The sequence below is a fragment of the Kitasatospora sp. NPDC002543 genome, from assembly GCF_053594915.1.
The window spans coordinates 71,835-97,764 of record NZ_JBSFWR010000007.1 but is presented as its reverse complement, the minus strand read 5'-3'; the positions used below and the strand labels follow the sequence as shown (position 1 = coordinate 97,764).

The 25,930-nt window shown below is 74.6% G+C and carries 18 protein-coding genes; 4 read left to right on the top strand and 14 right to left on the bottom strand.

The window, feature by feature from the left end:
- Positions 1-142: 142 nt before the first annotated feature.
- From ACWD4P_RS05445 to ACWD4P_RS05425, 5 genes are all read right to left on the bottom strand, one after another.
- Positions 143-1,051 carry a hypothetical protein gene (locus tag ACWD4P_RS05445; RefSeq protein WP_449778630.1) on the bottom strand — a complete coding sequence of 303 codons (909 nt, stop codon included), beginning with the start codon at positions 1,049-1,051 and terminating at the stop codon, positions 143-145.
- Between the two features lie 3 nt (positions 1,052-1,054).
- Entirely contained in the window at positions 1,055-2,812 is a 1,758-nt protein-coding gene (locus tag ACWD4P_RS05440) for an ATP-binding cassette domain-containing protein (protein ID WP_449778629.1), read from the bottom strand.
- A 389-nt stretch (positions 2,813-3,201) separates the two neighbouring features.
- Positions 3,202-3,480, bottom strand: a complete 279-nt coding sequence (locus ACWD4P_RS05435; RefSeq protein ID WP_449778628.1) for a hypothetical protein — start codon at positions 3,478-3,480, stop codon at positions 3,202-3,204.
- A gap of 199 nt (positions 3,481-3,679) precedes the next feature.
- Entirely contained in the window at positions 3,680-4,438 is a 759-nt protein-coding gene (locus ACWD4P_RS05430; RefSeq protein WP_449778627.1) for an NUDIX hydrolase, read from the bottom strand.
- 183 nt (positions 4,439-4,621) lie between these two features.
- Positions 4,622-6,745: an amylo-alpha-1,6-glucosidase gene (locus ACWD4P_RS05425; protein ID WP_449778658.1), complete on the bottom strand. Its 2,124-nt coding sequence runs from the start codon at positions 6,743-6,745 to the stop codon at positions 4,622-4,624.
- A gap of 769 nt (positions 6,746-7,514) precedes the next feature.
- Here ACWD4P_RS05425 and ACWD4P_RS05420 point away from each other — a divergent pair.
- Complete coding sequence (locus tag ACWD4P_RS05420) at positions 7,515-8,828, top strand: alpha/beta fold hydrolase (protein ID WP_449778626.1); 1,314 nt, start codon at positions 7,515-7,517, stop codon at positions 8,826-8,828.
- A gap of 34 nt (positions 8,829-8,862) precedes the next feature.
- Here the strand turns inward: ACWD4P_RS05420 and ACWD4P_RS05415 are convergent, their stop codons facing one another.
- Positions 8,863-10,422 (bottom strand): DUF4192 domain-containing protein, encoded by a 1,560-nt coding sequence (locus ACWD4P_RS05415; RefSeq protein ID WP_449778625.1) that lies wholly within the window; start codon positions 10,420-10,422, stop codon positions 8,863-8,865.
- Between the two features lie 228 nt (positions 10,423-10,650).
- Here ACWD4P_RS05415 and ACWD4P_RS05410 point away from each other — a divergent pair, with 228 nt between their 5' ends.
- Positions 10,651-12,846 carry a RecQ family ATP-dependent DNA helicase gene (locus ACWD4P_RS05410; protein WP_359817441.1) on the top strand — a complete coding sequence of 732 codons (2,196 nt, stop codon included), beginning with the start codon at positions 10,651-10,653 and terminating at the stop codon, positions 12,844-12,846.
- Between the two features lie 426 nt (positions 12,847-13,272).
- The gene (locus ACWD4P_RS05405; protein ID WP_449778657.1) at positions 13,273-13,929 is read left to right on the top strand and encodes a hypothetical protein; all 657 of its coding nucleotides are present in this window, start codon (positions 13,273-13,275) and stop codon (positions 13,927-13,929) included.
- A 153-nt stretch (positions 13,930-14,082) separates the two neighbouring features.
- On the opposite strand, the gene ACWD4P_RS05400 is transcribed toward ACWD4P_RS05405, so the two are convergent.
- From ACWD4P_RS05400 to ACWD4P_RS05390, 3 genes are all read right to left on the bottom strand, one after another.
- Positions 14,083-14,487, bottom strand: coding sequence for a hypothetical protein (locus tag ACWD4P_RS05400; RefSeq protein WP_449778624.1), 405 nt, complete (start codon positions 14,485-14,487; stop codon positions 14,083-14,085).
- 350 nt (positions 14,488-14,837) lie between these two features.
- Complete coding sequence (locus ACWD4P_RS05395) at positions 14,838-15,536, bottom strand: ribonuclease HII (RefSeq protein WP_359831666.1); 699 nt, start codon at positions 15,534-15,536, stop codon at positions 14,838-14,840.
- A gap of 218 nt (positions 15,537-15,754) precedes the next feature.
- Positions 15,755-16,396 (bottom strand): TetR/AcrR family transcriptional regulator, encoded by a 642-nt coding sequence (locus ACWD4P_RS05390; protein ID WP_449778623.1) that lies wholly within the window; start codon positions 16,394-16,396, stop codon positions 15,755-15,757.
- Positions 16,397-16,906: 510 nt separating this feature from the next.
- On the opposite strand from ACWD4P_RS05390, the gene ACWD4P_RS05385 reads away from it, so the two are divergent.
- Positions 16,907-18,454, top strand: a complete 1,548-nt coding sequence (locus tag ACWD4P_RS05385) for an MFS transporter (RefSeq protein WP_449778622.1) — start codon at positions 16,907-16,909, stop codon at positions 18,452-18,454.
- Between the two features lie 227 nt (positions 18,455-18,681).
- Here the strand turns inward: ACWD4P_RS05385 and ACWD4P_RS05380 are convergent, their stop codons facing one another.
- The 5 genes from ACWD4P_RS05380 to ACWD4P_RS05360 all read right to left on the bottom strand — a co-directional run bounded on the left by ACWD4P_RS05380 (position 18,682) and on the right by ACWD4P_RS05360 (position 25,908).
- On the bottom strand, positions 18,682-20,382 hold the full coding sequence (locus tag ACWD4P_RS05380) for a DUF4153 domain-containing protein (RefSeq protein WP_449778621.1): 1,701 nt from the start codon (positions 20,380-20,382) through the stop codon (positions 18,682-18,684).
- 396 nt (positions 20,383-20,778) lie between these two features.
- Positions 20,779-21,687 (bottom strand): carbohydrate ABC transporter permease, encoded by a 909-nt coding sequence (locus ACWD4P_RS05375; RefSeq protein ID WP_449778620.1) that lies wholly within the window; start codon positions 21,685-21,687, stop codon positions 20,779-20,781.
- Between the two features lie 116 nt (positions 21,688-21,803).
- A complete protein-coding gene (locus tag ACWD4P_RS05370) occupies positions 21,804-22,871 on the bottom strand; it encodes a carbohydrate ABC transporter permease (protein WP_359828673.1) in 1,068 nt (355 codons plus the stop codon).
- A gap of 237 nt (positions 22,872-23,108) precedes the next feature.
- Entirely contained in the window at positions 23,109-24,497 is a 1,389-nt protein-coding gene (locus ACWD4P_RS05365; RefSeq protein ID WP_449778619.1) for an ABC transporter substrate-binding protein, read from the bottom strand.
- 196 nt (positions 24,498-24,693) lie between these two features.
- Positions 24,694-25,908 carry a cytochrome P450 family protein gene (locus ACWD4P_RS05360; RefSeq protein WP_449778618.1) on the bottom strand — a complete coding sequence of 405 codons (1,215 nt, stop codon included), beginning with the start codon at positions 25,906-25,908 and terminating at the stop codon, positions 24,694-24,696.
- Positions 25,909-25,930: the final 22 nt, after the last annotated feature.

The following is a 25,930-nucleotide window of genomic DNA, read 5'->3' as shown; positions in this document are numbered from 1 at the left end:
GCGAAAAGTGCAATACGGTCACTGCTGGTCGATCTTGGAAGTCCCGGACACGCCCCGCCCGGAGAGCCGCGAGCTCTGCACGGGCGGGCCCCTGGGGGGCGCGCCTACCGGGCCCGCCCCATGACGCCGCCACAGGGCACGGCTACAGCGCGCGGCGGCGGGCCTGGACCAGCAAGGCGGCGAGCAGCAGGAGCGCCGCGGGGGCCGCGACCGCCGCGAGCAGCGCCGGATCGCTGAACGCCGCGCTCCCGGCCGCCGCTTCGTGCGCACCGCCGCCGTACACCCAGCCGTAGGCCCACTCGATCCCGGACTGGAAGGGCAGGAGCTCGGCCGCCCGGGTCGGCCACGGCCTGCCGGTGTGGCGCAGCAGCAGGGCGACGCCGGACTCCAGCAGCGGCGGCAGCGCGCACAGCAGCAGCACCCCGGCCGCGGCACTGCGGGTCAGCGAGGCGGTCAGCACCCCGGTCCAGCCGGCCACCACGGTGAGCAGGACGAAGGCCAGCAGCGCGGCGGGCACCCCGTGGCCGGCCGACAGCCCGAGCGGGGCGAACACCCCCGGCAGGTCGGACAGCCCCGACATCCCGGCACCGGTCACCAGCTCGGACACCCGGTCCGACAGCGCGGCCGGATCCGACCAGGCCGCCACGGTGACGCCGTCCGGCAACGCCAGGTGCACGACCACCGCGTCGAGCAACAGCGTGGCCGACGCCAGCAGCGCCGCCACCGGCCCGACCACCAACAGCTTGGCCAGCAGCAGCCGCAGCCGACGCAGGTACGACACCTGCGAGGCCGGCAGCCCCGGGTGGCGCACCTCGTGCCCGTAAGAGAGCGCGCCCAGCACCCCGGCGCCGAGCGCGGCGAAGGGCAGCGGGCTCAGCGGGACGGCGGCGGTCAGCAGCCGCACCCCGGCCGGGGCGGACAGCAGACCGTCCGGGGCCTGGCTCGCCAGCACGGCGGCCACGACGGCGTCGCCGAGCAGCACGGCGGCGAGCAGCAGCCAGGTGGATCGCAGGCCGCGCAGGCGGCGCAGCTCGTAGGCCAGGACACGCACGGTTCACTCGCTCCGGTGGTCGTCGGGGGTGGCAGGGATGGCCAGGGCTGCGGGGAGGGCGGCGGCCGGCGCCGGGGCGGCAGGGGCCTGGGCGGCCACGGCCCGGACGGCGGTGGCACCCGAGGCGGAACGGCGGAGCCGGACGGTGTCGTCGGTGCGCAGGTCGTCGGCGCTCCCCCTGCGGCCCAGCGGCCGGACCCGGACGGGTGTCAGCGGAGGCGCCGGGACCGGTTCGTCCCGGAAGAGCCGCTCGACGGACACGGTGGGGACGGCTTCGGCGCTCTCGTCGGGCCCGGTCCCCGCGGTCGGCTCCGAGCGGCGGCCCGCGGGTCCGGGGCGGCGACCGGGCTCGGGGCGACGGCCGGGCTCGGGGCGACGGCCGGGCTCGGGGCGGCGACCGGGTGCGCTGAGGACGGGCAGTGCGGCGGCGGGAAGGGCGGCGGCGACGGCCACGGCGGGCAGGGCGCGGGTGGGCAGGGAACCGTCCTCCCGGCGACGGGGAGCGCCGCGCCTCGGGGTGGTGGTGGCCCCGGGGGCGGAGACGGCGGGTTCGGGGCTGGAGGCGGTCGCGGTGACGGCGGAGGCGGTCGCGGTGGCGGTGGTGGCGGGCGCGGTGACGGCGGAGGCGGTGGCGGTGGTGGCGGGTTCGGCCGGGGGCGGGGGCACCGTGAACTCGACCGGGGCCTTCGCGGCTTCGACCGGGGCGGGGCCGGTGATCGGTTCGGGGGTGCGATCGGTGGCCGGTGGCGGGCTCGACCTCCGGATCGGCTCGTCGGCCGGCACCTCGGCGGGCTCCTCGGCCGACTGCGGGCTCGGCCCCGACTCGGCGTCCGCGTGGAGGCGGAGGCGGCCGGAGCGGCCCGAGCCGGTCGGCAGGACGACTCGCGGTGCCGGCTGCTCGACCACCCGGTCGGCCAGTTCGTGCAGCAGGATCCCGTGGCGGTAGGCGAGTTCGCCGATCTCGGTGCGGTCGATGCCAGCCACCGCGAGACCGACGCTGCCGTCCCGCCGGACGTCCGCGCCCTGGCTGACCAGCAGGTCCGCCAACCGCGCCATCTGCGGCCCCCGGACGGCGACTTCGGGGCTGAGCCTGGTCCGCCGGAACTCGGCGACCGGCTGGTCGGCCACCAACCGCCCGCGGTCCAGGGTGACCACCCGGTCGGCGAGTTGGGAGGCCTCCTGCGGAGTGCGGGTGGTCACGAGGACCGTTCCGCCGGCGGCTCCGAAGGAGCGCAGGAAGGAGTGGAACCACTCGACGTTGCGCGGCGACAGCCCGTCGGCGGGACCGTCCAGCAGCAGTGCGCCGGGGTCCGCGAGCAGGGCGGCGGCCAGGGCGAGGCGACGGTGCATGCCCGGCGAGAAGGTGCGCAGCCGCTGCCCGGCGACGGCGGCCAGCCGGGTCTGCTCCAGCAGTTCGTCGGCCCGCCGGGCCGGGACGCCGACGGCCGCGGCGAGCATCCGCAGGTGGCTGCGCGCCTTGCGGCCCGGATGTCCGGCCACGGATGCACCCCCGGCGCCGGTCAGCAGCACCCCGACCTCGCGCTCGGGGTGGCGCAGCCGACGGTACGGGCGTCCGCCGAAGAGCGTGACGCCCTGGCCGCGTTCGAGTTCCAGCATCAACCGCAGTGCCGTCGACTTGCCCGCCCCCTCGGCGCCGAGCAGCGCGGTCACCGTGCCGGGCCGGGCATCGAAGGTCAGGTCGAGCACCGCGGGCGGAGCGCCCTTGCGATAGACCTTGGTCAGTCCGGTGATCTGGATCATCGCTGGCTGCTCCCATGCCCTCGGCCGACCTGCTCCACGCGGAGCACCCCTGACGGACGGGCATGCACCCGCTCGGCTCCGCGCCAGCACATTAGGGGGCGGCGACTGCTATTCCGGGCATTACGGGAACGGCGCGGGCCCGCCGGCTGCCCACCTCACCCGATCAGGGGACAATCCGATCCTGCGATTCACGGCCGACCGGCCCGCTCCGGGGCTCTGACGCACCGGTCGCACCGGTGGGGCCGGTGGTGCCGGTGGGGCTGATGAGGCTGGTGGTGCCGGTGGGGCCGATGTACTGATGGTGCCCGCGGGCTTCGGGGGTCTCGGCAGTCCCGGCGGCTCCGGCCGGACGGAGCGCCGTGTTCGGTGGAGGTGGAGGGGTGCGGCCGTCACCGAGAAGGCCAAGGCGACGGCGGGAGCCGCTCGCCGCCGCACACCGCGCGGAACCCGTCGACGGCGGCCCGGCCCTCGACCGTGATCTCGCCCAGCCTCTCCCGTTCCGCGGCCAGCCGTTCCTCCACGGCGGCGATCGCCTCGGGTGCCGCCCGGGCGGCCTGCAGGGCGGCCAGCTCCTTCTCCGTGGCGGTGGTGGTCTCGTCCAGGCTCCGGTAGTCGGCTGCCAGCGCCTCGATGCGGGTTCGCTGCTCGGCACAGTCCTCGATGGCCATCGCGGGGCTCCCAGGGCCGGAAGTCCTCCGGCCCGGCGGCCGGAGCGTCCACCGACACTCTGCGCCGCCGCCCCCGGGGACGCAGCCAGGCCGGGCCATTCGGCTGCCCGGGACCGCACCCGGACGCGGGCGCCACGGGTCCGGCACGGACACGGGCGCGGGCGCGGGTACGGGCACCGCTACGGAGCTCCGACGGGGCTCAGGACTCCGGGCGCAGCATGGGCGGGTTGAGGTCGGTCGCGCCGCCGGCGGTGAAAAGCTGGGCCGGACGACCGCCCTGACGGGTCGTCGTACCGCCCGAGGGAAGCAGGAAGCCGGGGGTGCCGGTGACCTTGCGGTGGAAGTTCCGCGGGTCCAGCACCACGCCCCAGACCGCCTCGTAGACCCGACGCAGCTCGCCGACGGTGAACTCGGTCGGGCAGAAGGCGGTGGCGAGGGAGGAGTACTCGATCTTGGAGCGGGCGCGTTCCACACCGTCGGCGAGGATCAGGCCGTGGTCGAAGGCGAGCGGGACGCCGTCGGCCGGGTTCTCGCCGAGGAGTTCGCCGACCGGGGCCCAGCGGGCACTGCTGGCGTCGCCGCCGGCCCGGGGCGTCGGCAGGTCGGGGGCCAGCACCAGGTAGGCGACACTGACCACGCGCATCCGGGGGTCGCGCTGCGGGTGGCCGTAGGTGGCGAGCTGCTCCAGGTGGGCGCCGGCCGCGCCGGGGCCCACCGCGTCGTGGCCGGGGGCGGTGTGGGCGCGCAGGCCGGTCTCCTCGGCCAGCTCGCGGGAGGCGGCCTCGGCCAGTCCCTCGTCCGGGCGGACGAAGCCGCCGGGCAGCGCCCAGTACCCCTGGAACGGAGGTTCGCCTCGTCTGACCAGCAGGGCGCAGAGCGAGTGGTCGCGCACCGTCAGCACCACCAGGTCAACCGTGACAGCGAACGGGGGGAAGGCCGACGGATCGTAACGCGACATGATGACGATCATAGTCGTCTCTCTGACGATAAGCACAGGCCCGTACGTGGACGGTGCAGTGCCGACGGCCCTCTCCGGGCCCGGTGTGGTGCGCGCGGGGCCGCCCGGGCCCGGGACCGGGCAGGCGCGGGGCCGGTGACCCGGTGTCACCGGCCCCGGGGTACGGACGGGCGGCGGGCGGGCTCAGCGGGCGACGAGTTGCAGGTCCGTGGACGCCTCCTCCACCATCGCCACGCCGATCCGGCTCACCCGGACGGAGAAGGGCTCGCCCGCCACCCGCAGACCGGTCAGTTCCAGCTCGCCGAGTGGCGCGGTGCTGGCCGGGCGGACCAGCACCCGACCGCCCGGGACATCGGGCCGGACTCCGGCCAGGGCGAACACCGCGTGCACGGCGCCGGCCGCGGAGACCGCCGCCGGGCGGCAGGCCGCGGGGTGCGGCACCGGTGGGCAGCCGGAGGTGCGCTGCTCCCCCGCGTACATCTCCGGCAGCCGCCCCTCGAAGTGGGCACTCGCCGCGAGCAGGCCCTCCATCAGGGTGCCGGCCTCGTTCTCGTGTCCGGCCTCGGCCAGTCCGGCGACCGCCAGGGCCGTCTCGTGGACCCGCACCGCTCCGCCGCGGTGACCCAGCGGATTGAAGCGGGGGGACTTCGCGCTCAGTGTGCGCAGGCCCCAACCGCTGTCCAGCTCGGGCGCGACCAGGCGCTGGGCGAGCAGCCGGGTCTGCTCGCGGTCCAGCAGGCTCTCGTGCCGGCCGCCGTCGACGGCGAGCCCGGTGTCCAGCAGGTGCACCAGGGAGGAGGCGACGGCGGGCAGCGGTTGGCCTCCCGGCGCCAGCCCGGCCGCGGGTCGACCACCGGACAGGTCGTCGACCCAGAACCGCTCGCGGAAGCGCCCGCGCAGCGCGGCGGCCCAGCCCGTCCACTCCGCCGCGCCCGGTCGCCCGAAGGCCTCCAGCAGCTCGGCCCCGTGCAGGGCGGCGCGGTGGGCCTGTGCCTGGACCTCGGCGCGGGCGGCGACCGGGTGGGCTGAGCGTTCCTCGGCCGGGCGGCTCAGGTCGGTGACGAAGCCGTCGACCAAACCCTCTCGCAGGGCCGCCAGGGCCCGCTCGACGGCCGGGAGCAGCTCGGCGACCTCCGCCGGGGGCAGGCCCCAGCGCCAGGCCTCGGCCAGCACCGTGACGAACAGCAGGGTGGCCTCGGTGGCGGTGCAGGTGGGCGGCAGCTCCGGGCCGCCGTGGCGCAGGGCGCCGGGCAGCAGGCCCTCGGTGCGACCGGGGGCGGCGAGCTGTTGGCGGCGGGCCAGCGCCCGGAGGGTGCCGGCCGCCAGCCGGGTGCCGAGCGGCAGGGTCAGCCGGGCGGCCCAGAGCGCGTCGGCCGGGGCCAGGCCGAAGCGCCAGGGCGCTCCGGAGGCCGGGTAGAGGTCGGTCGGGCGGTCCGGGTCGGCGAACAGCAGCCCGCCGAGGGCGTCCAGCGAGCGGGAGACCAGCGGAGCCGCCCGGGTGTCGTCGCTGCGGACCTCCGGCTCGGACCAGGGCAGCGGGACGCCGGCGCCGCGGCCGCCCGGCGGGCGCGGGCCACCGGTGGCGCTCTCCAACGCGGTGTGCAGCTCGACCGACCAGCGGGCGCCGGGCTGGACCTCCAGGTCCCAGCGGAGCACTCCGGCACCGGCTAGGACGGCGTGCGGGGAGGGCTGGGCGCTGACCATGGCGCTGTGCACCGGCCCCGTCCAACGCAGTCCGGCGGACTGCACCTGGCCCGGCAGGTCGGGCTGGCGGTGCCCGGCGGCGATCTCGGCGACCGGGCCGAGGTCGGTGCCGAGGGCTATCTCCAGTGGCAGCCGTGCGGGCCGCGGACCGGTGTTGCGCACGAGCACCGTCTCCACGCCGTCGGCGTGCCGCAGCCGCTCGACGGTGAGCGCCGGGTCCGGGTCGAGGTCGCCGGGGAGGCGGACGGCGCCGAGGAAGCGTGCCTGGGCGGTGCTGGTCAAGGTGCCCTGGAGCGGCAGCGGCTCCATGCCGCCCAACCGCAGCTCCATCCGGGCTAGCACTCGGACGCCGTTGCGGTAGAAGCCGTGCAGTCCGTGGCCTCGCAGCTGGCCGTCGGGGCCGGACGCGGCCATCGCCGGGGCGTTGACGCAGATCACCGCGTGGTGGACGGCGGGCGGCTGCGGGCGTGGCGGGGCCGCGGCTCGACCGGGGCCGAGCGGTGCGCCCGCGGGCCCCGCCGGCGGGACCTGGTCGGGACGGCCCACGGGCCTGGGCGGCGCGCCGACCACGCTCTCGGCCGGCATGGCCTGTGGTGGCCTCATGGCGGTCACCGGACTCTCCTCCCCTCGGCGGTCCGGTGGCCGGGTCAGGCCGGTGGGCCGCGAGCGTGCTCGATCGCGTGCTGATGGTGCCGGACCGACGGGCCTGTCCCGTCGGCGGGTGTGCCGTGTCTGGCCGTACCCGGTGGCGGGCCGTGCCATGCGGTGCTCGGTACCGGGCCGGTACCGGCGCGCCGCGCCTTCGTTCCGGGGCCCGTCACCGGGCCCGGCACGCCGTCAGGTCCGGCGCCCCGTCATACCGGTGACGCCCTGCCCCCTCGGCCCCCGCCTGCCGGATCACCCGGCCCCGTGACGGCGACCGGCCGTGGTGCCGCGCACGACCGCCGGCCGCTGCCGGACCCGGGCGGCCGGGTCCGTGCCGCCCGGCGATCGACCCGCCCGGACCGGGCGCAGGCCCCCGGGGTGAACGCCTCGCACCGCCGCCAGGTCACGCACCACCGCTGCGCCGCTGGTCGGAGCCGCGCTGCCGGGCGGCCGGACCGCTTCCGTCGGCCTGCTTCCGTCGGAGCGTCACCGGGGCCTCGCCGCGGGCGTCACCGTCCGCCCCGGGTCCGTACCCGCCCACGGACCGCCGCGGTGGACCGGCTCGGGCCGGGCGTCGGCCGAGGTCGGGCGTCAGGTCTGGCGGGTGGGACGCTCGAACCGGCGCTCGACCGCCGCCAGGATACGGTGCGGGGGTCGCGGCCCCCGCACCCGGTGGACCCGTGAACCGCGACGCCATCGCTGTGACCAGCAGAGACCGAGGAGTTGCATGTCCGCCATCAGCCGGCTGCCCGGGATTGTCACGACCGACCACGTGTTCCAGCTGCCGCTCGACCACGCCGCCCCGCAGGGCGAGCAGATCGAGGTGTACGCCCGCGAAGTGGTGGCCGCAGGCCGCGAGCGGGACGACCTGCCCTGGCTGGTCTTCCTCCAGGGCGGGCCGGGCGGCAAGGCCGCCCGACCGCTCGGCCGGGACTCCTGGCTGGATCGCGCCCTGGACGACTACCGGGTGCTCCTGCTCGACCAGCGCGGCACCGGGCGGTCCACCCCCGCGACCCGGCAGACCCTCGCCCGCCGCGGCGGTCCGCAGGAGCAGGCGGACTACCTGGCCCACTTCCGCGCGGACTCGATCGTCCGGGACGCCGAGCTGATCCGCGAGCGGCTGCTCGGCGCAGACCGGCGCTGGAGCGTGCTCGGCCAGAGCTTCGGCGGCTTCTGCACCCTCACCTACCTCTCCATCGCCCCCGAGGGCCTGACCGAGGCCTTCATCACCGGTGGCCTGGCCGGACTCGGCAGCTCGGCCGACGACGTCTACCGCGCCGCCTACCCGCGGGTGGTCCGCAAGAACGAGGGCCACTACGCCCGGTTCCCGCAGGACGTCCAAGCGGTGCGCCGGATCGCGGCACACCTCGCCGACTCCCCCGCGCCCCTGCCGGACGGCGGGCTGCTCACCGTCGAGGCGTTCCAGGCCCTCGGCATGCTGCTCGGAGCCGGCGCCGGCTCCGGCACGCTGCACTACCTGCTGGAGGAGGCCTGGGTGGAGGGCGCGGCCGGGCCGGAGCTCTCCGACACCTTCCTGGCCGGCGCCCAGGCCCAGCTCTCCTTCGCGGGCGGCCCGCTGTACGCGGTGCTGCACGAGTCGATCTACGGCCAGCGGTCGGTGGACCAGGGCGGCACCGCCTGGGCGGCCGAGCGGGTCCGCAAGGAGTTCCCGCAGTTCGACGCCCGGGCCGCGCTGGAGTCCGACGCGCCGGTGCTGTTCACCGGGGAGATGATCTACCCCTGGATGTTCGACACCGACCCGGCGCTGCGCCCGCTGAAGGAGACGGCGGACCTGCTCGCCGCCCGCGCCGACTGGCCCGACCTGTACGACCGGACGCGGCTGGCCGCCAACACCGTGCCGGTCGTGGCGGCGGTCTACCACGACGACATGTACGTGGACACCGCGGACTCGCTGGAGACCGCCCGCGCGGTGCGCGGCCTGCGGACCTGGATCACCAACGAGTGGGAGCACGACGGCCTCCGGGTGAGCGGCCGCGCGGTGCTGGACCGCCTGATCAGGATGGCGCACGGCGAGGCGTAGCGGCCCGCCGGCCGGTGCCGGGGCGCGAAGCCGCTCAGTGCGCACGATGCCCTCCTCTCTCCGCCCGCCGGACGCCCCGGCAGCGGTGGAGGCCGGTGCGGGCAGCGTGCGCACCCGCCGTGGCCCGGCCGAGCCGCAGGCCCCGGACGGGCCACTCCCCGGCCGCCCGGGTGTGCCCGGGTGCAGCGGCCCTTCCCGGCGCCGGCAGCAGGGCCACCGCCCCGGCCCCGCCGCCCTCCGGCTCCGGGCCTCCGGAGCCGGAGGCGTCACCGGGACCCGGATCGGCGGGCGCCGACGCCGCGGAGGAGGCCTTCTGACGACCGCCCCGCCGGCGCCGTCGGCCGCCGGGCGACCGTCCGGGCCGATCGCCCGGGGCCGCCCCCGGGCGATCGGGCCCGGGATCCGCTTCGACACGAGGGGACGCCCCTTCGACGGGCGGCGGCACCTCGGTGCTCGGCGCTCCACCCGCCGGAGACCGCGGTCCGCCGGCCGGGGCCGCCGCTGCGCCGGGCTCCTCGCGCCGCCGCCGTTGGGCCTCGACGGCGGCCAACAGGCCCTGGGGCGTCATGCCGTCGTTGAGCGACTCGTAGAGCAGATCGGCCAGCAGGTAGCCGGGGGCGAGCCGCAGGACGTGGCCGAGCACCACCCGGGCCGTCGCGGTGTCCCCGGCGACCCAGGACGTCCAGGCCAGCAGGGTGAGCGGGGCCACCGCACAGCCGTCGTACGGAGGCACGGCCCGCCGGGCGAGGAAGCGCCAGAGGCGCTCGGCCGGGGCCAGCTCGGCAGGCCGGGCGTACTCGACGCCGCGGTCCCGCACCAGACGGTCCCGCAGGGCGAGCAGCAGCTGGGCCGTCCGGTCCGGATCGAGCTCCCTGGCTCCCGCCCGGAACTCGGCGACGGCCTGGTCGAGCAGCGCGATGCGCTGCTCCCTGGCGAGCGCGTCCACGGCCTCGGCCCGGGCGAGCGCCTCGCGCTGGACGGCGTCCTCCGGCGGACCGACCGGGGCCAACCCGCCGATGATCGCCTTCCGGCTGCCGCGCGGCACCAGGCCTGCCACCGTCGCGGCGGCCGCCGCCGGACCGGGTTCGGGGCTGCGCCGCACCGGATTGCCCGTCGCTTCGCAGCACCCGTCGCCGCGGCAGAGGAACGACCACCAGCGGCCGCCCGAGACGCACAGCGACTCCTTGACGGCCACGCCCCGACGCCCGAAGGCCGCCCGGAGGGCCTCCGCCAGCGGCCGCAGCCCGTCCACCACCGGCGGGGCGTGGGCCGCGGCGGGATCCTGGCAGAGGTAGAGGAGCACCTGGAGCGGCCGAGCCCCGTGCCGCTCGGAGAGGGCGATCAGCAGGGCGGCCGTCTCCTCCGCCGCGACCGGCCACTGCGAGGACGACCGCGGCAGGTCCGCCCGGATCACCCCGCCCTGGTGCAGGCCGGGGCCGTGGAGCCCCACCGCGACGATGCTGTCGTCCGGGTAGAAGCCCAGGAAGTACGGAAGCAGCTCGGCCATGTCGGCCGGACCGCGCATGACGACCTGCCGGTGGTCGGAGGCCGGGCCGAGGGACAGAATGACGTGTTCGTTGTTCATCGCGTTCATGGCCGCAAGAGTGGACGCAATCCGCGGGCGGCACCGGAAACGAATTTTTTCTGTGGATAACTCCGCCCCCGAATTTCCCTTCACTCATTCGGAGCAGGCGACACGCCCTCCTGCGGGTAAGTTTTGACTGCCGTTCAGCGGATGAGCAGATGAGATACACCTCATCTTCCCTCGCCTCCCCTGCCCCGCATTCGTCGCTTGTCGGCGGTACGGGGTTACATGGACGCCATGCAGCAGCCCGACATCCACACCACCGCCACCGCCGACCGCGCCGAGGTCCGAGCGCGGGCCGAGGCCGTCCTGCGCGAGCTCGCGGGCCCCGGAGCCACCCTGCGCGAGGACCAGTGGACGGCCATCGAGGCCCTCGTGGTCGACCGCCGCCGCGCGCTGGTCGTCCAGCGCACCGGCTGGGGGAAGTCCGCGGTCTACTTCATCGCGACCGCCCTGCTCCGGGCCCGCGGCGCCGGCCCGACGGTGATCGTCTCGCCGCTGCTCGCCCTGATGCGCAACCAGGTCGAATCGGCCGGCCGGGCCGGCATCCACGCCCGCACCATCAACTCGGCCAACACCGACGAGTGGGCCGCGGTCCAGGAGGAGGTCGCCACCGGGAAGGTCGACATCCTGCTGGTCAGCCCCGAGCGGCTGAACAACCCGGACTTCCGCGACCAGGTGCTGCCCGAGCTCGCCGCCTCCACCGGCCTGCTGGTGGTCGACGAGGCCCACTGCATCTCGGACTGGGGGCACGACTTCCGGCCCGACTACCGCCGGCTGCGCACCATGCTCGCGGACCTACCGGCCGGCGTCCCGGTGCTGGCCACCACCGCCACCGCCAACGCGCGGGTCACCGCGGACGTCGCCGAGCAGCTCGGCACCGGCGCCACCGACGAGCACGCCCTGGTGCTGCGCGGACCGCTCGACCGGGAGAGCCTCACCCTGGGCGTGCTCTCCCTGCCGGACCCGGCGCACCGCCTCGCCTGGCTGGCCGACCACCTCGACCGGCTCCCCGGCTCGGGCATCGTCTACACCCTGACGGTGGCCGCCACCGAGGAGGTGACGGCCTTCCTGCGCGAGCGCGGCTTCACGGTGGCCTCCTACTCCGGTCGCACCGAGGACGCCGAGCGGCGCACCGCCGAGGCCGACCTGCTGGCCAACCGGGTCAAGGCGCTGGTCGCCACCTCCGCGCTCGGCATGGGCTTCGACAAGCCGGACCTCGGCTTCGTGGTGCACCTCGGCTCGCCCAGCTCGCCGATCGCCTACTACCAGCAGGTCGGCCGCGCCGGGCGCGGAGTGGACCGGGCCGAGGTGCTGCTGCTGCCCGGCCGCGAGGACGAGGCGATCTGGCGCTACTTCGCCTCCCTGGCCTTCCCCCCGGAGGAGCAGGTGCGCCGCACCATCGACGCGCTGGCCGAGGCCGGCCGGCCGCTCTCCACCGCCGCCCTGGAGCCCCGGGTGGACCTGCGCCGGGCCCGGCTGGAGACGATGCTCAAGGTTCTCGACGTGGACGGCGCCGTCCGCCGGGTGAAGGGCGGCTGGACGGCCACCGGCCAGAGCTGGGAGTACGACACCGCCCGCTACGCCAAGGTCGCCGCCTCCCGGGAGGCGGAGCAGCGGGCGATGCGCGACTATGCGGCCGGCACCGACTGCCGGATGGAGTTCCTGCGCCGCCAGCTCGACGACGAGCAGGCCGTGCCGTGCGGCCGGTGCGACAACTGCGCGGGGCCGCGGCACACTCCGGACGTCACCGACGAGACGCTGGCGGCCGCCCGGGCCGCCCTCGGCCGCCCCGGCGTGACCTTCGAACCCCGTCGGCTCTGGCCGACCGGGATGGACTCGCTCGGAGTGCCGCTCAAGGGCCGGATCCCGGCGGGCGAGCAGGCGGAGACCGGCCGGGCGCTCGGCCGGCTGTCCGACATCGGCTGGGGCAACCGGCTGCGCACCCTGCTCGCCGAGCAGGCGCCGGACGTGCCGGTGCCCGGCGAGGCGGTGGACGCCCTGGTGGCGGTGCTCGCCGACTGGGCCCGCGGTCCGGGCGGCTGGGCCGGGCCAGCGACGACGGAGGGCACCCGGCTGGAGCGGCCGGTCGGCGTGGTGACGATGGCCTCCTCGACCAGGCCCCGGCTGGTCGGCAGCCTCGGCGCGCGGATCGCCGAGATCGGGCGGATGCCGTTGCTCGGCCGGATCGAGTACGCCGGCGGGCTGCCCCCGCACGGCGCCCGCAGCAACAGCGCCCAGCGGCTGCACTCGCTGGCCGGCGCACTGGTCCTGCCGCCGGAGGTGGAGCAGGCGGTGGCCGCCGCGGGCGGGCCGGTGCTGCTGGTGGACGACCTCGTCGACTCGGGCTGGACGGTCACCGTCGCCGCCCGGCTGCTGCGGCGGGCGGGGGCGAGCGCGGTCCTGCCGCTGGTGCTCGCCGTGCAGGGGTGACAGGACGACGGGAAGCCGTCGAAGGCGGCTTCCCGTTCACTCGAATGGCCTAACAGAAAGGATCAGGCGAAGCGATTTCGATCACACCGGCCGAACGACCCGGAAAAGGAGTGTCCACCATGTCGACGACGGTTCACCCTGGCCTCCGGGCGTTGTGGATCAAGGCCGGGAGGCACCTCCGCGACGTTCGGGCCGCCGTGGAACATATCCGGCAGACCATGGACTATCGGATGGCGTTCATCATTTCATCGTTGCCGCTCTGGCCCCGATGCCCCGAGAATTGGGAGGTACCCGAAACCCGGTCCGCTGGATCCGCCCTTCGGCGTACCCAGGCACCCGCCTGCCCACGGGCCAGGAAGGAGGATCGTGATCAACGGTATCGACCGAGGTCAGAATCCCTTCTCCGGGAGCCCGGAACCCAGACGGGTGCTGGACCTGGAGACCTGGACGGCCTCGGGGATCCCGTTGCTGCGCGAGCCCCGAGAGTTCGTCCTGGAACTGCACCAGCGTCACCTGCCCCAGCCCGGCACCGTCGTGGTCACCGTCCTGGACGCGCTCCACCGCCTCGTCGCCTCGGCCTCCTTCACCCCCTGGCCGCACGACACCGACGGCTGGCAGCACCGCAACGCGTTACTGGCCCACCTGCGCCGGATCCTCCCGCACGACCTGCGGCTGCCCGAGCCGAGCCGCACCGCCGTGCTGCTGCGCTGCCGCGACGGCGCACCCGGCTGGACGGAGCAGGACGGCGCCTGGATGTGGGCGCTGCGGGACGCGTCCGCACTGCACGGGCTGCGCTGCGGCGCGTACATCGGGCTCACCCCGGCGGGCTGGCAGGTCCTCGGGGACGGGCGGGGCGGCCGCAAGCCGCACGCGGGCTCCTGGGCCGACGGGCCGGTGCACACCGTCACGGAGCTGCCGCCGCGCTCGGCGCTGGACACCCCGCGCGGCCAGCGCACCCGTCAACTGGCGGCCGACCAGGCCAAGCACGGCGAGGACACGGCGCGCTCCCCGCAGTCCGACGCCTCCTGGACACCGGCGCGGGTCGCAGCGGCCGAACCGACCCGCCGCACCGGCACGCGCTGAACCCGAGACGACCGTCGAGCCCGTCGGGCCAGTCGAACCGCCAGCTGCCACCAGGAGGTCGCCGACCGGCGGCCGTCGCCCTCCGAGGGCCTCGGGACCGAGGTCGGGCCCGGCACCGTGCGGCGGCACCGGGCCCGAAGTGGACGGCTGTGGTCAGGCCTTGACCGGGCGGCCCGGCGCGGCTCCGCCCCGGCCCGCCGCAGCCGGACCGGCGTCGCCGCAGACCACCAGCAGCGCGGTCGCGGTGTCCAGTGCCTTGGCGTACGCCTCGGCGGTCCGGGCGGACGGTCCGCCGTTGACCACCAGGACGACCACCTCGCGGCGGACCGGACGGGTCAGCGCGGCGTCCGCGTAGAACACGTCCCCGCCCTCGGCGAGCTGCGCCCAGTAGCGCTCCTCGCCGAAGGAGAGCTCGTGCTGCTGCCAGGGGTGCGCTTCACCGACCGTCAGCACCAGGATGGTGCCCGGGTCGCGGCCGGACTCCAGCAACCGGTCGACCGCGTCATCGGCGCGCTCCAGCGCCTGCGCCGGGGTGGCGGCGATCCGCTGGACCTCCACCTGCGGCGCGGCGGGGGCCGGGCGGCGCGGTGCCGGCCCGGGCTTGGGGATCAGTCGCGGCGGGCCCGGACGGGCGGCGCGCGGCGGGACCGGGCGCGGAGGCGCCGGACGGGGGCCGGGCACCGGAGCCGGTGCGGCGACGGTGGTGGATGCGATGGCAGGGGCTTGTGCGTCCGACTCGCGGGGGAAGGGAACGCCGGGGCCCGGGAGGCTCTCGTGAATCTCCGGCTCCTCGGGGAAGACAGGCATACCCGGATATCTATCAAATGCCGGTCGGACGCGCACGGGCGCCCCACCCCTTGGGCACCGAACCCCCGCCACCCCCTCCCGGGGCAATTCCAGACGGACCGTCAGAAACCGAGCGTCAACTGTTCGTCGGCAGGCCCCTGGGCACCCGCCACGTCCTCCCGGACGCGCTTGAGGTGGCGCCACTTCGGCAGCGCGTCCAGGTACGCCCAGGAGAGCCGGTGGTGATCGGTGGGGCCGAGCTCCTCCAGCGCGGCGCGGTGCACCGGGGACGGGTAGCCGGCGTTGTCGGCGAAGCCGTACTCCGGGCACCCCTCGCCCAGTTCGGCCATCAGGCCGTCGCGGTGGACCTTGGCGAGCACCGAGGCCGCGGAGACGCAGATGCAGGACTGGTCACCCTTGATCACCGTGCGCACCCGCCACGGGCCGCCGAGGTAGTCGTGCTTGCCGTCGAGGATCACCGCGTCGGGCTCGACCGGCAGCGCCTCCAGCGCGCGGACGGCGGCCAGCCGCAGCGCCGCGGTCATGCCGAGCTCGTCGCACTCCTGCGGGGAGGCCTGTCCGAGCGCGTACGCGGTGACCCAGTCGGCGAGGACGGGTGCGAGCGCGCGTCGGCGCAGCTCGGTGAGCAGCTTGGAGTCGGTCAGCCCCTCCGGCGCCTTGCGCAGGCCGGTGACGGCCGCACCCACGGTGACCGGCCCGGCCCAGGCGCCGCGCCCGACCTCGTCGAGACCGACGACGATCTTGGCGCCGGCCCGGCGGAGCGAGCGTTCGACGGAGTGCGTCGGGGGGACGATGGGCATGGCGTATTCCGTTCAGCGGGGGCAGCCTCCAGCCTAAGCCCGCTCCACGGTCGCCGGATCCGCCTTCCCCGCCGGCGGCCCTTCCCGCCCTGGACCCGGCGCCCCGGCCCCGGCGACACGGACCCGGCGACACGGGCCCGGCACCCCCCGACCAAGCCCCTCGGTCGGCCGGGCCTCTCCCCGCCCCAGTCCTCCCGACCCGCCGACGGCCGGCCGCCTCAGGCCCGGATCATCGGTTCCAGCACCTCGTCCACCAGCCGGCCCGCGAAGCCCGGCCCCATGCCCTCCAGCCCTCGGATCTTGACCTGGTAGAGGAGCACCGCCGGGATGACGTCCGCCACCAGCGGGGTGGCCGCGCCCGGCCGGACGTCGCCGCGCTCGGCACCCCGGCGCAGGATCTCCAGGATGGTCCGGGCGGTCGGCTCGATGACCCGGGTGGTGATGAAGGCCTTGAAGACCTCGGCCCGCTCGTGGTCGATCTCCCCCATCAGCGCGTTGAGCGCGGAGCCGACCGGGGAGGTCATCGCCTGCGCGAACTCCTCGACGATCCGGTGGAGTTCGTCGCGGGCGGACCCGAGGTCGGGGGTGTCGTAGGGGCGCGGGAGAGTGGCGTCCAGGGCGTCGATGACGAGCTCGTCCTTGGACGCCCAACGCCGGTAGAGCGCGGCCTTCCCGGTCCGCGCCGCACTGGCGACCCGCTCCATGGTCAGTCGCGCGTATCCGCCGGAGGTGAGCTGGTCGAGCGTGGCCTCGAAGATCGCCTTCTCCAGCTCCCTCCCCCGGCGCCGCGACGGCCTCGTCAGCGCCTGATGGGCGACCCGGACCGGGCAGAAGGCCGGTTCGGCGTCCGCCCCCGGCACCGACCTCGCCCCGCCCCTCTCGGGCCCCGCTCCGCTCCTCTCCACCCCGCTCCCGTCTCTCGCTCCCCCGACCACCTCTCCGGCGCCCGCCCCTCCGACGCCCGCCCCTCCGACGCCCGCTTCCCCGGCCCGGACAGCCGCAGGTCGAACCGCACCGCCCCGGACGCCCCCACCCCGGATGCCCCCGCCCCGGGCAACCTCACTCCGGACGACCTCACTCCGGACGACCTCGCCCCGAACGCCCCCGGGCGGAACGGCCGCCCCGATCGTCGGCTCCGCCGGAGCACCCCGCAGCGGACCGAACCGGTCCGCCACCAGGCGCCGCACCAACCGCTCCATCGCCACCACCCTTAAGGAACGCTTGCGTTCACAATCATGACCAAGCTATCGTCCGGCTTAGTGAACGATCCCGTTCCTTCCCGGCCCGCGCAAGGGGCGCGGCGCCATGCAAGGACCGGCGACTCCGCCGGACCCGCACCACCGAGCACATGGCCAGCAGGGGGCACATTCGTGGCTATCTCCGACACGCTCAGCAAAACCTCACCACCGCGGACGACCCAGGGGCGGGGCAAGGGCATCACCCTGACCGTCATCGCGGCGACCCAGCTCATGGTGGTCCTCGACGCGACCATCGTGAACATCGCTCTGCCGCACATCAGGGACGCCCTGGGCTTCTCGACCACCGACCTGTCGTGGGTCATCAACGCCTACACCCTGACCTTCGGCGGACTGCTGCTGCTCGGAGGTCGCGCGGGTGACATCCTCGGCCGCCGCCGGGTGTTCATCTTCGGCACCCTGCTGTTCGGCCTGGCCTCGCTGCTCGGTGGCTTCGCACAGGACAGCAGCCTGCTGCTGGCCGCCCGCGCGCTCCAGGGCATCGGCGGCGCGATCTGTTCCCCGACCGCCTTCGCCCTGATCGCCACCAACTTCGACGAGGGGCCGGAACGCAACCGCGCCTTCGGCGTGTTCTCGGCGGTGGCCGGTTCGGGTGCCGCGATCGGTCTGCTGGCCGGCGGTCTGCTCACCGAGTACCTCAACTGGCGCTGGGTGTTCTTCGTCAACGTGCCGATCGCGGTGCTGATCGCGATCGCCGCTCCGCGCCACATCGCCGAGTCCGAGCGCCACCCCGGCCGCTTCGACCTGCCCGGCGCGCTCACCTCGACGCTCGGACTGGTCGGCCTGGTCTACGGGTTCATCCGGGCAGCCTCGGACGGCTGGTCGGACGGCATCACGCTCGGCTCCTTCGCGGCCGGCGCGATCCTGCTCGCCGCCTTCCTCGTGGTCGAGAGCCGCACCGACCAGCCGATCACCCCGATGCACCTGTTCGCCGACCGCAACCGCACCGGCGGCCTGGTGATGATGCTCTGCCTGGCCGCGGCCATGTTCGGCATCTTCTTCTACGTCGTGCTGTTCGTGCAGGGTCCGCTCGGCTACAGCCCGTTGAAGGCCGGCGTCTCCTTCCTCCCGATCAGTGTCGCGATCATCATCGCCGCGCAGATCGCCTCCAACCTCCAGGCCAAGTACGGCCCGAAGCCCTTCATGGCGGGCGGCGCCCTCCTGGTCACCGTCGGCCTCACCTGGCTGACCCAGATGGGCAAAGACAGCGGCTACCTGGACGGGGTCCTCGGCCCCACGGTGGTGTTCGGCTTCGGCATGGGCCTGATCTTCGTCCCGGTGATGCTGCTCGCCGTCGCGGGCGTTCCGGGCGAGGAGACCGGCGCCGCCTCCGGCCTGCTCAACTCGATGCAGCAGATCGGCGGTTCGCTCGGCCTGTCGATCCTGACCACGGTCTTCGCGCACTACGCCACGGCCGAGGCCGCCGTGCAGCTGCCGAAGTTCATGGAGAGCGCGAAGCCGGAGCAGTTGGCCTACCTCCAGCAGCACCACGAGTTCCCCCAGGGCACGGATGCCGCGAACACCGTGCTCACCCAGGGCATTTCGCACGGCTTCATCGTGGGCGCCGCACTCGCGGCGGTCGCCCTGCTGGTCTCCGTCTTCGTGATCAAGGCCAAGGCCGGCGATCTGCCGAGCGACTCCTCCGCCGTCGCGATGCACTGACACCGCCGGCACGCACCGACACCACCGGCACGTACCGGCACATCGCGACGCACCGACACATCGCGACGCACCGGCACCACCGCGCCGCACCACGACCGGCACCGCGCAACGCGCCGCCACCGCAGCAGCAGTGAACCGAGGCGGCACGACGACCAGGGCCGGCCGGGAGCAGGACGCTCCCGGCCGGCCCTGCGACTGTCCGCGGCCCCTCCCTCTCCCCGGTCGGCCTACAGGTCCTCGTACAGGAGCCCCGCCCGGTCGCAGGCCGAAGGGCCGTTCGCGGACCGGTCCGCCAACGGCCGGTCCGCCAGGATCTCCCGGGCCCGGACGGCCGCGAGGCTGGTCGCGTACCACGGCTTCGCGCCGCCGCCCAGGTCCTGCGCGATCAGCTGCAGCGCGCAGCTCCGGTGCGGTTCGGGGAGCCGGTCCAGGGCGGGCACCGCGTCCGCCGAGAGGCGCCGGACGTTGCGCAGGTCGATGGTCGCGGCGCGGGTGTCGTCCCGCCGGGCCTGCTCGTACCGGGCGACGTTCTGCTCGGCGACGATCGCGTCCGGGCCCATCAGGCCGTAGACCGCGACGGTGAGCATCCCGCTGAGGACCACGACGCGCGGCAGCCAGCCGGTGCGGCGGGTCAGCCCGGCGGCGATCAGCAGCAGGAAGACGGCGCCCAGCCACACCTCGACCACCAGCACCCAGAGCCGCAGCCGGGTCAGCCCGGAGGCGTCCACGTAGAACCACATCCGGCCGAGTGCCGAGGCGACCACGGCCAGCGCCAGCAGGCAGAGCAGTCCGAGCAGGATCCGTGCCACCCGGCGGTCGGTCGCGGTGGTGCGCGGCGCCCAGCGCTTGGCGACCGCCACCACGACCAGCGTCAGCACGGTGATCACACTGAGCTGCCAGAAGCCCTGCCGGGCGTACTCGGAGCGACTCATCCCGGTGCTGCTCAGCACGGCGTCGGCCCCACCCAGCACGACCACGGCCTGGATCACCGCGAAGACACCGAACATCAGGTTCAGCGCGACCAGTGGCAGCGCCCACTCCAGCCGCCGCCGCTCCCGGCCGGGCCGGATCTCCGTGCGGTCCCAGCGGCGCGGGCCGGCGGCCATGTGCGCGAAGCCCAGCGTGGTCACCGTCCCGAGCGCGAACAGTGCGCCGCGCCCCGGGAGTTGGTCGAGTTCGAGGTCCGGGCTGAGGCTGCCCAGCAGGTCCGCCATGGCGGCGTCGGCGCTGGCGAACAGCAGGCCGAAGACGGTCAGCAGGGCGGCGGCGACCGCCAGCGCCTTGAGCACCGGGACGATCCGGCCGCGACCGGGCAGCGGCCGCCGGCCCAGGCCGTCCCAGACCCAGCCCGCGGAGGGCACCAGCTGCCACAGGATGCCGGGCAGCGGGAACAGCACTCCCGGCCAGCGGCGGCCGCCGTGCAGGGCCAGCGAGGCCAGCGCGGGCGCACCGACGACGGCCAGCGCCGCGGGCCACCCGGCGTCCCACCAGGCCGGGACGGCGAGCAGTGCGAGGGCGAGCAGGCTCCACACCGCCGTCCAGGGGCGGATCCGGCGGCCGGCCGCCCGGGCGGCGACCCCGGCGCCGACGGTGGCGGCGGCGCCCAGTACCAGCAGGTCGGGGCCCAGGCCGTCGTAGAGCAGCCAGGCCGTCAGCAGGCCGGTGAGCAGGGCCGCCAGGAGGACCTTGGGTGTGGCCGCCGCGCGGCGCTCGGGATCGCTGCGGCGCAGCCACGCACCGGACGCGGACGCGGACGCGGACGCGGACGCACCAGGCGAACCGGGCGCCCGGCCCGGGCCCGGTCGGCCCTGCGGGTGGGAGACCGCCGCGCGGTACGGGTCGTACGGGTCGTACGGGTCGAACGGGCTGCCCGCCGCGGCCGGGCCGGACACCGCGGCCGGCCCCGGCGCCACCGTGGGACCGGCCACCCCGGCCACCCCGGCCACCCCGGTCACCCCGGCCGGACCTGACGCACCGGCCGGACCGGACGCCTCGACCGGACCGGCGGGTGCGCCAGGCCCGACGGACACAGCAGGCTCAGCAGGCACGGCGGGCCCAACGGACACAGCAGGCTCATCGGGCACAGCGGGCTCGGCGGGCGCACCAGGCCCGGAGGGTTCGGGCGAGTCGGACGGGGCTGGCGTGGACGGGCCGGACATGAGTCCCCCTCAGTGGTCGGCGGGCATGCGGAAGCCGCCCTTCGGGCGGTCCGCCGGGAGCGCGCTCGGCGCCCCAACCGCTGCCGACTGTAGACCATTCTGAACAGGTTCAAAAATCGATTCCGAACGCGTTCAAAACGCTCCAGCCCTCAGAGGACTCCCCGGCTACCCCTTCACCGACCCGGCCAACAGCCCCCGGACGAAGTACCGCTGGAGACTGAAGAAGACGATCAACGGCACGATGATCGACAGGAACGCCCCGGCCGTGAGCAGCTCCCAGCGCCCGCCGAGCGAGCCGGAGAGCTGCGCCAGCCGCACCGTCATCGGCGCCACCTCCGGTGTGCCGCCCGCGAAGGTCAGCGCCACCAGCAGGTCGTTCCAGACCCACAGGAACTGGAAGATCGCGAACGAGGCCAGCGCCGGGGTGCAGAGCGGCAGCACGATCGAACGGAAGATCCTGACGTGCGAGGCACCGTCCACCACCGCGGCCTCCATCAGGTCCCGCGGCAACTGGGCGATGAAGTTGTGCAGCAGGAACACCGCCAGCGGCAGCGCGAACATGGTGTGCGCCAGCCACACCGGCGCGTAGCTGCCCTTCAGGTCCACCGCCGGGATCAGCGTCAGCGAGCCCAGGTGCGCGCCGCCGGAGAACAGCCGCAGCAGCGGGATCAGCGCCATCTGGAGCGGCACCACCTGGAGCGCGAACACCGTGAAGAAGACCGCGTCGCTCCCCCGGAACCGCACCCAGGCCAGCGCGTACGCCGCCATCGCCGCCAGCACCAGCGGGAAGACCGTCGCCGGGACACTGATCGCCAGCGAGTTGACCAGGAAGGGCATCAGACCGGTGGAGGCCCCGGAGCCGCCCTCGAACAGCACGGAGTGGTAGTTGTCGAGGCCGAGGTCCGGGTGGAGGAAGGCGTTCCACCAGCCGCTGGCGGTCACGTCCTGCTTGGGCCGCAGCGAGGTCACCAGCAGACCCAGCGTCGGGATCGTCCAGAGCACCGTCATGGCGATCACGAACACCGAGGCCGGCGGGCTGCTGAAGGCCTTCCGCACCGGCCGCGTCGGCTTCACCGGTCGCGCAGACCCCACCGGTCGTACGGCCTTCACCGCCCGTGCCGCCCTCGCCGCCTGTACCGGCCGCGTCGGCTCCACGGGTTCCACCGCGCCCTCCCGGCCGTCCGTCCCGGTCACCGGACCTCACGCTCCTTCCGCAGCTGCACGATGTTGTAGGCCACCAGCGGCAGCACCGCGAGGAAGAGGAGCACCGCGAGGGCGCTGCCCCGACCGGAGTTGAACTGCACGAAGGACTGCGAGTACATCTCGTTGGCCAGCACCTGGGTGCCGAAGTTGCCGCCGGTCATGGTGCGGACGATGTCGAAGGCCTTCAGGGTGATGAGCATGACCGTGGTCAGCACGACCATCACCGTGCTGCGGATCATCGGCACGGTGACGTACCAGAACAGCCGCACCCCACGCGCGCCGTCCAGCCTGGCCGCCTCCACCACCTCCGCCGGGATCGCCTTGATCGCCGCCGACAGCACCACCATCGCGAAGCCGGTCTGCACCCAGACCATCACCGCCATCAGCAGGAAGGTGTTCAGCGGCTGGGAGAGCAGCCAGTTCGGTGGGTCGTCCCAGCCCACCGCGACCGCGAGCTGGCTGAGCAGACCGATCTGCGGCTGTCCCGGCCCGCGCGACTCGTAGACGAACTTGAAGATGATCGACGCGCCGACCAGCGAGATCGCCATCGGCATGAAGATCAGCGACTTGTACACCGACTGGCCGCGCATCCGGTCCACCAGCAGCGCCAGCACCAGGCCCAGCCCGGTCGCCACCAGCGGGGCGACCAACAGCCAGAGCAGCGTGTTGACCAGCACCTTCTGCACCGAGTCGGTGGTGAAGGCCCAGCCGAAGTTCTCACCGCCGACGAACCGGGTGCCGTCGTCGTTCTGGAAGCTGAGGTAGACCGTGCGGAGCAGCGGCACGACCAGGCCGACGGCCAGCAGCAGCACCGCCGGGCCGAGGAACACCGCGACCGACAACGGCCGGGCCAGCCGGCCCCTGGCCCGGCCGACGACCAGGAGGACCACCAGCAGGATGCCGAGGAAGCCCGCGACGGCACCCACGGTGTTGCCGAACTTGACCGCCGCGTCGTTCCAGGCGCCGGCCGCCAGGTTCTCGACGGTCAGCCCGTCGGCGGCCGGCGCCGCGACGGGTGACGGGAATCCGGGTACGGACGATCCGGGTACGGACATGGCCGCGCGTCCCTTCGAGTGCGGTGGGAAGGGGGCGGGCGGTGCGGGTGGGTGGCCCCGCACCGCCCTCGACAGGTGGTCCCGGGTGTGCCGGAAGCGGCCCCGGCACGTCGGCCGCTGACGACCGGGCTCCGGCCACCGGCTGCCGACAACAACCGGCAACCGACGACCGGCAACCGACTACCGACGACCGGCTGCCGACGACCGACGACCGACTGCCGGCTGCCGACTGCCGAACTACTGCGGCCAGGCGGCGTCGATGTCGGCGGCGGTCTTCTGGATCGACTGGCCCTCGGCGAACCAGGCGGTCAGCGACTTCCACTCCTGCCCGGCGCCCACGGCGGCCGGCATCAGGTCGGAGCCGTCGAAGCGGAACGTCGCCGACGGGTCGGTCAGCGCCGCGGCCGACAGCTTGTCGATCGGGTCGGTGTAGAGGCTCTTGTCCACGCCCTGGTTGGCCGAGACCCAGCCGCTCGCGGTCTTCACCCGGCTGCTCGCCCAGTCCGAGCTGGACAGGTAGTTCTGCACCGCCTGCACCTCGGGCCGGCTGGAGAAGGCCGCCAGGAACTCGCCGCCGCCCTCCACCGGATTGGCGACCGACGGGTTCACCGCGGGCAGCTGGAAGGCGAAGACGTCCCCGTCCGGGCCGACCTTGGTGCCCTTGGGCCACTGCGCCTCGTAGAAGGACGCCTGCTGGAGCATCTGGCAGTTGCCGCTCAGGATCGGTGTTCCCGCGTCCTGGAAGGTGGTGGTGGCGATCGACTTCACGTCACCGAAACCCGCGTTGACCCAGGCCGGGTTCTGCATCCAGTCGGCGACCGTCTTCATCGCGGTGGTGATCTTCTGGTCGGAGAACTTCACCTGGTGGCCGACCCACTGGTCGTACACCTCGCCGCCGTACGAGCCGAGCACCACCTCCTCCAGCCAGTCGGTGGCCGGCCAGCCGGTGGCCGTCCCGGAGGCGATGCCGCCGCACCACGGCTTGGCGCCGCCCGCCTGGGCGATCCGGTCGCTGAGCGCCATCAGGTCGGTCCAGGTCTTGGGCACCTCGTAGCCGGCCGCCTTGAAGGCCTTCGGCGAGTACCAGACCAGCGACTTCATGTTGGCGCTCATCGGGGCCGCGTAGAAGGTGCCGTTGACCGAGCCGTAGGTCTTCCAGATCGGGCTCCACTTGCCCTGGTTGGCGACGGTCTCGGCGGGCGGCTTCACCACCTTGCCGCTCTTCACCATCTGGGCCAGCAGGCCGGGCTGCGGGACGATCGCGAAGTCCGGGGCGTTGCCGCCGGAGACCCGGACCGGCAACTGGGACTCGAAGTCGTTCGATCCCTCGTAGCTGATCCTGATCCCGGTGCACTTGGCGAACTCGGCCCAGGACTTCTCCAGGTTGTCCGACTCCGGGCTCAGGATGGAGGCGAACATCGTCACGGTGGTGCCCGAGTGTCCGGCGTACGGCTGGTACTTGGCGCAGTCACCGGACAGCGACGCGGCCGATCCGCCACCGCCGCCACCCGAACCGCCGGAGCTGTTGGAGCAGGCCGCGGTCAGTGCCAGCGCCGCCACCAGGACGGGAACGGAGGCCAGGCGACGGCGGTGACTCACGTGCGGTGCGGTCGGGTTGAGGGTCAATGCGGTTCTCCTCGCCAGAGCATGCTGCCGACGGTGGACTGAACGACATTGCGCTGTACCGGAGATGGGCCTGCAGGGAGCAGAGGGGCGGGCGGCCGGACTGATCGAAGACGTTAACGCAGCCGTCGGCCCGCGCCAAGGTGCACGACCGCCCCCGACCGTAAACCCGGCCGGGGGCGGCGATGATGACGTGCCATCAGAACAGCCGGATCGGCAGCTCCAGCAGGCTGTTCACCACCAGCGAGGGGCTCGGCCGCAGCTCGGCCTCCGGCACGGCGAGCGACAGCCCCGGGAAGCGCTCGAACAGCGCGGGCAGCGCGATCCCCGCCTCCAGCCGGGCCAGCGGGGACCCGGGGCAGACGTGCGGGCCGTGGCCGAAGGACAGGTGGCGGCTCGGGTCCCGGGTGATGTCGAAGACCTCGGCCGTCACCCCGTGCTGCAACGGGTCGCGGCCGATCGCGTTGTACGAGACCAGCACCGGCTCGCCGGCCGGGATCACCACGTCGCCCACCGGGATGGGCTCGGCCGCGAAGCGGAACAGGAAGTTGCTGGTCGGCGGCGTCCAGCGGAGCGATTCCTCGACCACCGCGTCCCAGGACACCCGGCCCGAACGCACCAGTTCCAACTGGTCCGGGTGGGCCAGCAGGGCCCGCACCGCGTTGCCGATCAGGTTCACCGTGGTCTCGTGGCCGGCCGCGATGATCACCCGCAGGGTGGCCGCCGCCTCCGCGTCGGTCAGCGCCCCGCCCTCGGTGTCGGCCGCCAGCAGGACGCTCGCCAGGTCCTCGCCCGGGGCCGAACGGCGCTGCGCCACGAGGTCGTTGACGAAGGCGTTCAGCCCGGCGACGGTCGCCTGGATGCCCTCCGGGTTCGGTTTGATGCCGAAGAACCGCTCGTACAGGTCGCGCAGCAGGCCGTGGTCCGACTCCGGCACGCCCAGCAGCGAGCAGATCACCGTCATCGGCAGCGGGAAGGCGAAGGCCGTCTTGAGGTCCACCACCGGCTCGCCCGCCGCCAGGGCGTCCAACAGCGCGTGGGTGACCTCCTCCACGCGCGGCCGCATCAGCTCCACCCGGCGCGGGGTGAAGGCCTGGGCGACCAGTGCCCGCAGCCGCCGGTGCTCGGCGCCGTCGGTGGTCACCATGCTCGGGCCGGGCACCGCCAGGCCGATCAGCGGCCAGGTCCTCGGGACCTCGCCGCGCTGGTAGGCCGCCCAGTGCGCGGCGTCCTTCACCAGCCGGGCGTCCGTCAGCAGGTCGCGCGCGGCGCCGTGCCGCGTCACCGCCCAGGCGAGGACCCCGCCGGGCAGCTCGACCGGCACCGCCGGGCCGGCGGCCCGCAGCAGCGCGCCCTCCGCCGCGTTGTCGCGGGCCAGCGGGTCGAGGGCGATTCGGGCCAGGGCAGCGGTCATCGGCAACTCTCTTTCTTGCGCC

Coding starts and splice junctions, on each gene's coding strand:
- ACWD4P_RS05395 (WP_359831666.1), bottom strand. CDS start 15,536: ATGCCCATCGTCCCCCCGACGCACTCCGTCGAACGCTCGCTCCGCCGG.
- ACWD4P_RS05425 (WP_449778658.1), bottom strand. CDS start 6,745: ATGAGGCCACCACAGGCCATGCCGGCCGAGAGCGTGGTCGGCGCGCCG.
- ACWD4P_RS05370 (WP_359828673.1), bottom strand. CDS start 22,871: ATGTCCGTACCCGGATCGTCCGTACCCGGATTCCCGTCACCCGTCGCG.
- ACWD4P_RS05360 (WP_449778618.1), bottom strand. CDS start 25,908: ATGACCGCTGCCCTGGCCCGAATCGCCCTCGACCCGCTGGCCCGCGAC.
- ACWD4P_RS05435 (WP_449778628.1), bottom strand. CDS start 3,480: ATGGCCATCGAGGACTGTGCCGAGCAGCGAACCCGCATCGAGGCGCTG.
- ACWD4P_RS05440 (WP_449778629.1), bottom strand. CDS start 2,812: ATGATCCAGATCACCGGACTGACCAAGGTCTATCGCAAGGGCGCTCCG.
- ACWD4P_RS05415 (WP_449778625.1), bottom strand. CDS start 10,422: ATGAACGCGATGAACAACGAACACGTCATTCTGTCCCTCGGCCCGGCC.
- ACWD4P_RS05420 (WP_449778626.1), top strand. CDS start 7,515: ATGTCCGCCATCAGCCGGCTGCCCGGGATTGTCACGACCGACCACGTG.
- ACWD4P_RS05430 (WP_449778627.1), bottom strand. CDS start 4,438: ATGTCGCGTTACGATCCGTCGGCCTTCCCCCCGTTCGCTGTCACGGTT.
- ACWD4P_RS05410 (WP_359817441.1), top strand. CDS start 10,651: ATGCAGCAGCCCGACATCCACACCACCGCCACCGCCGACCGCGCCGAG.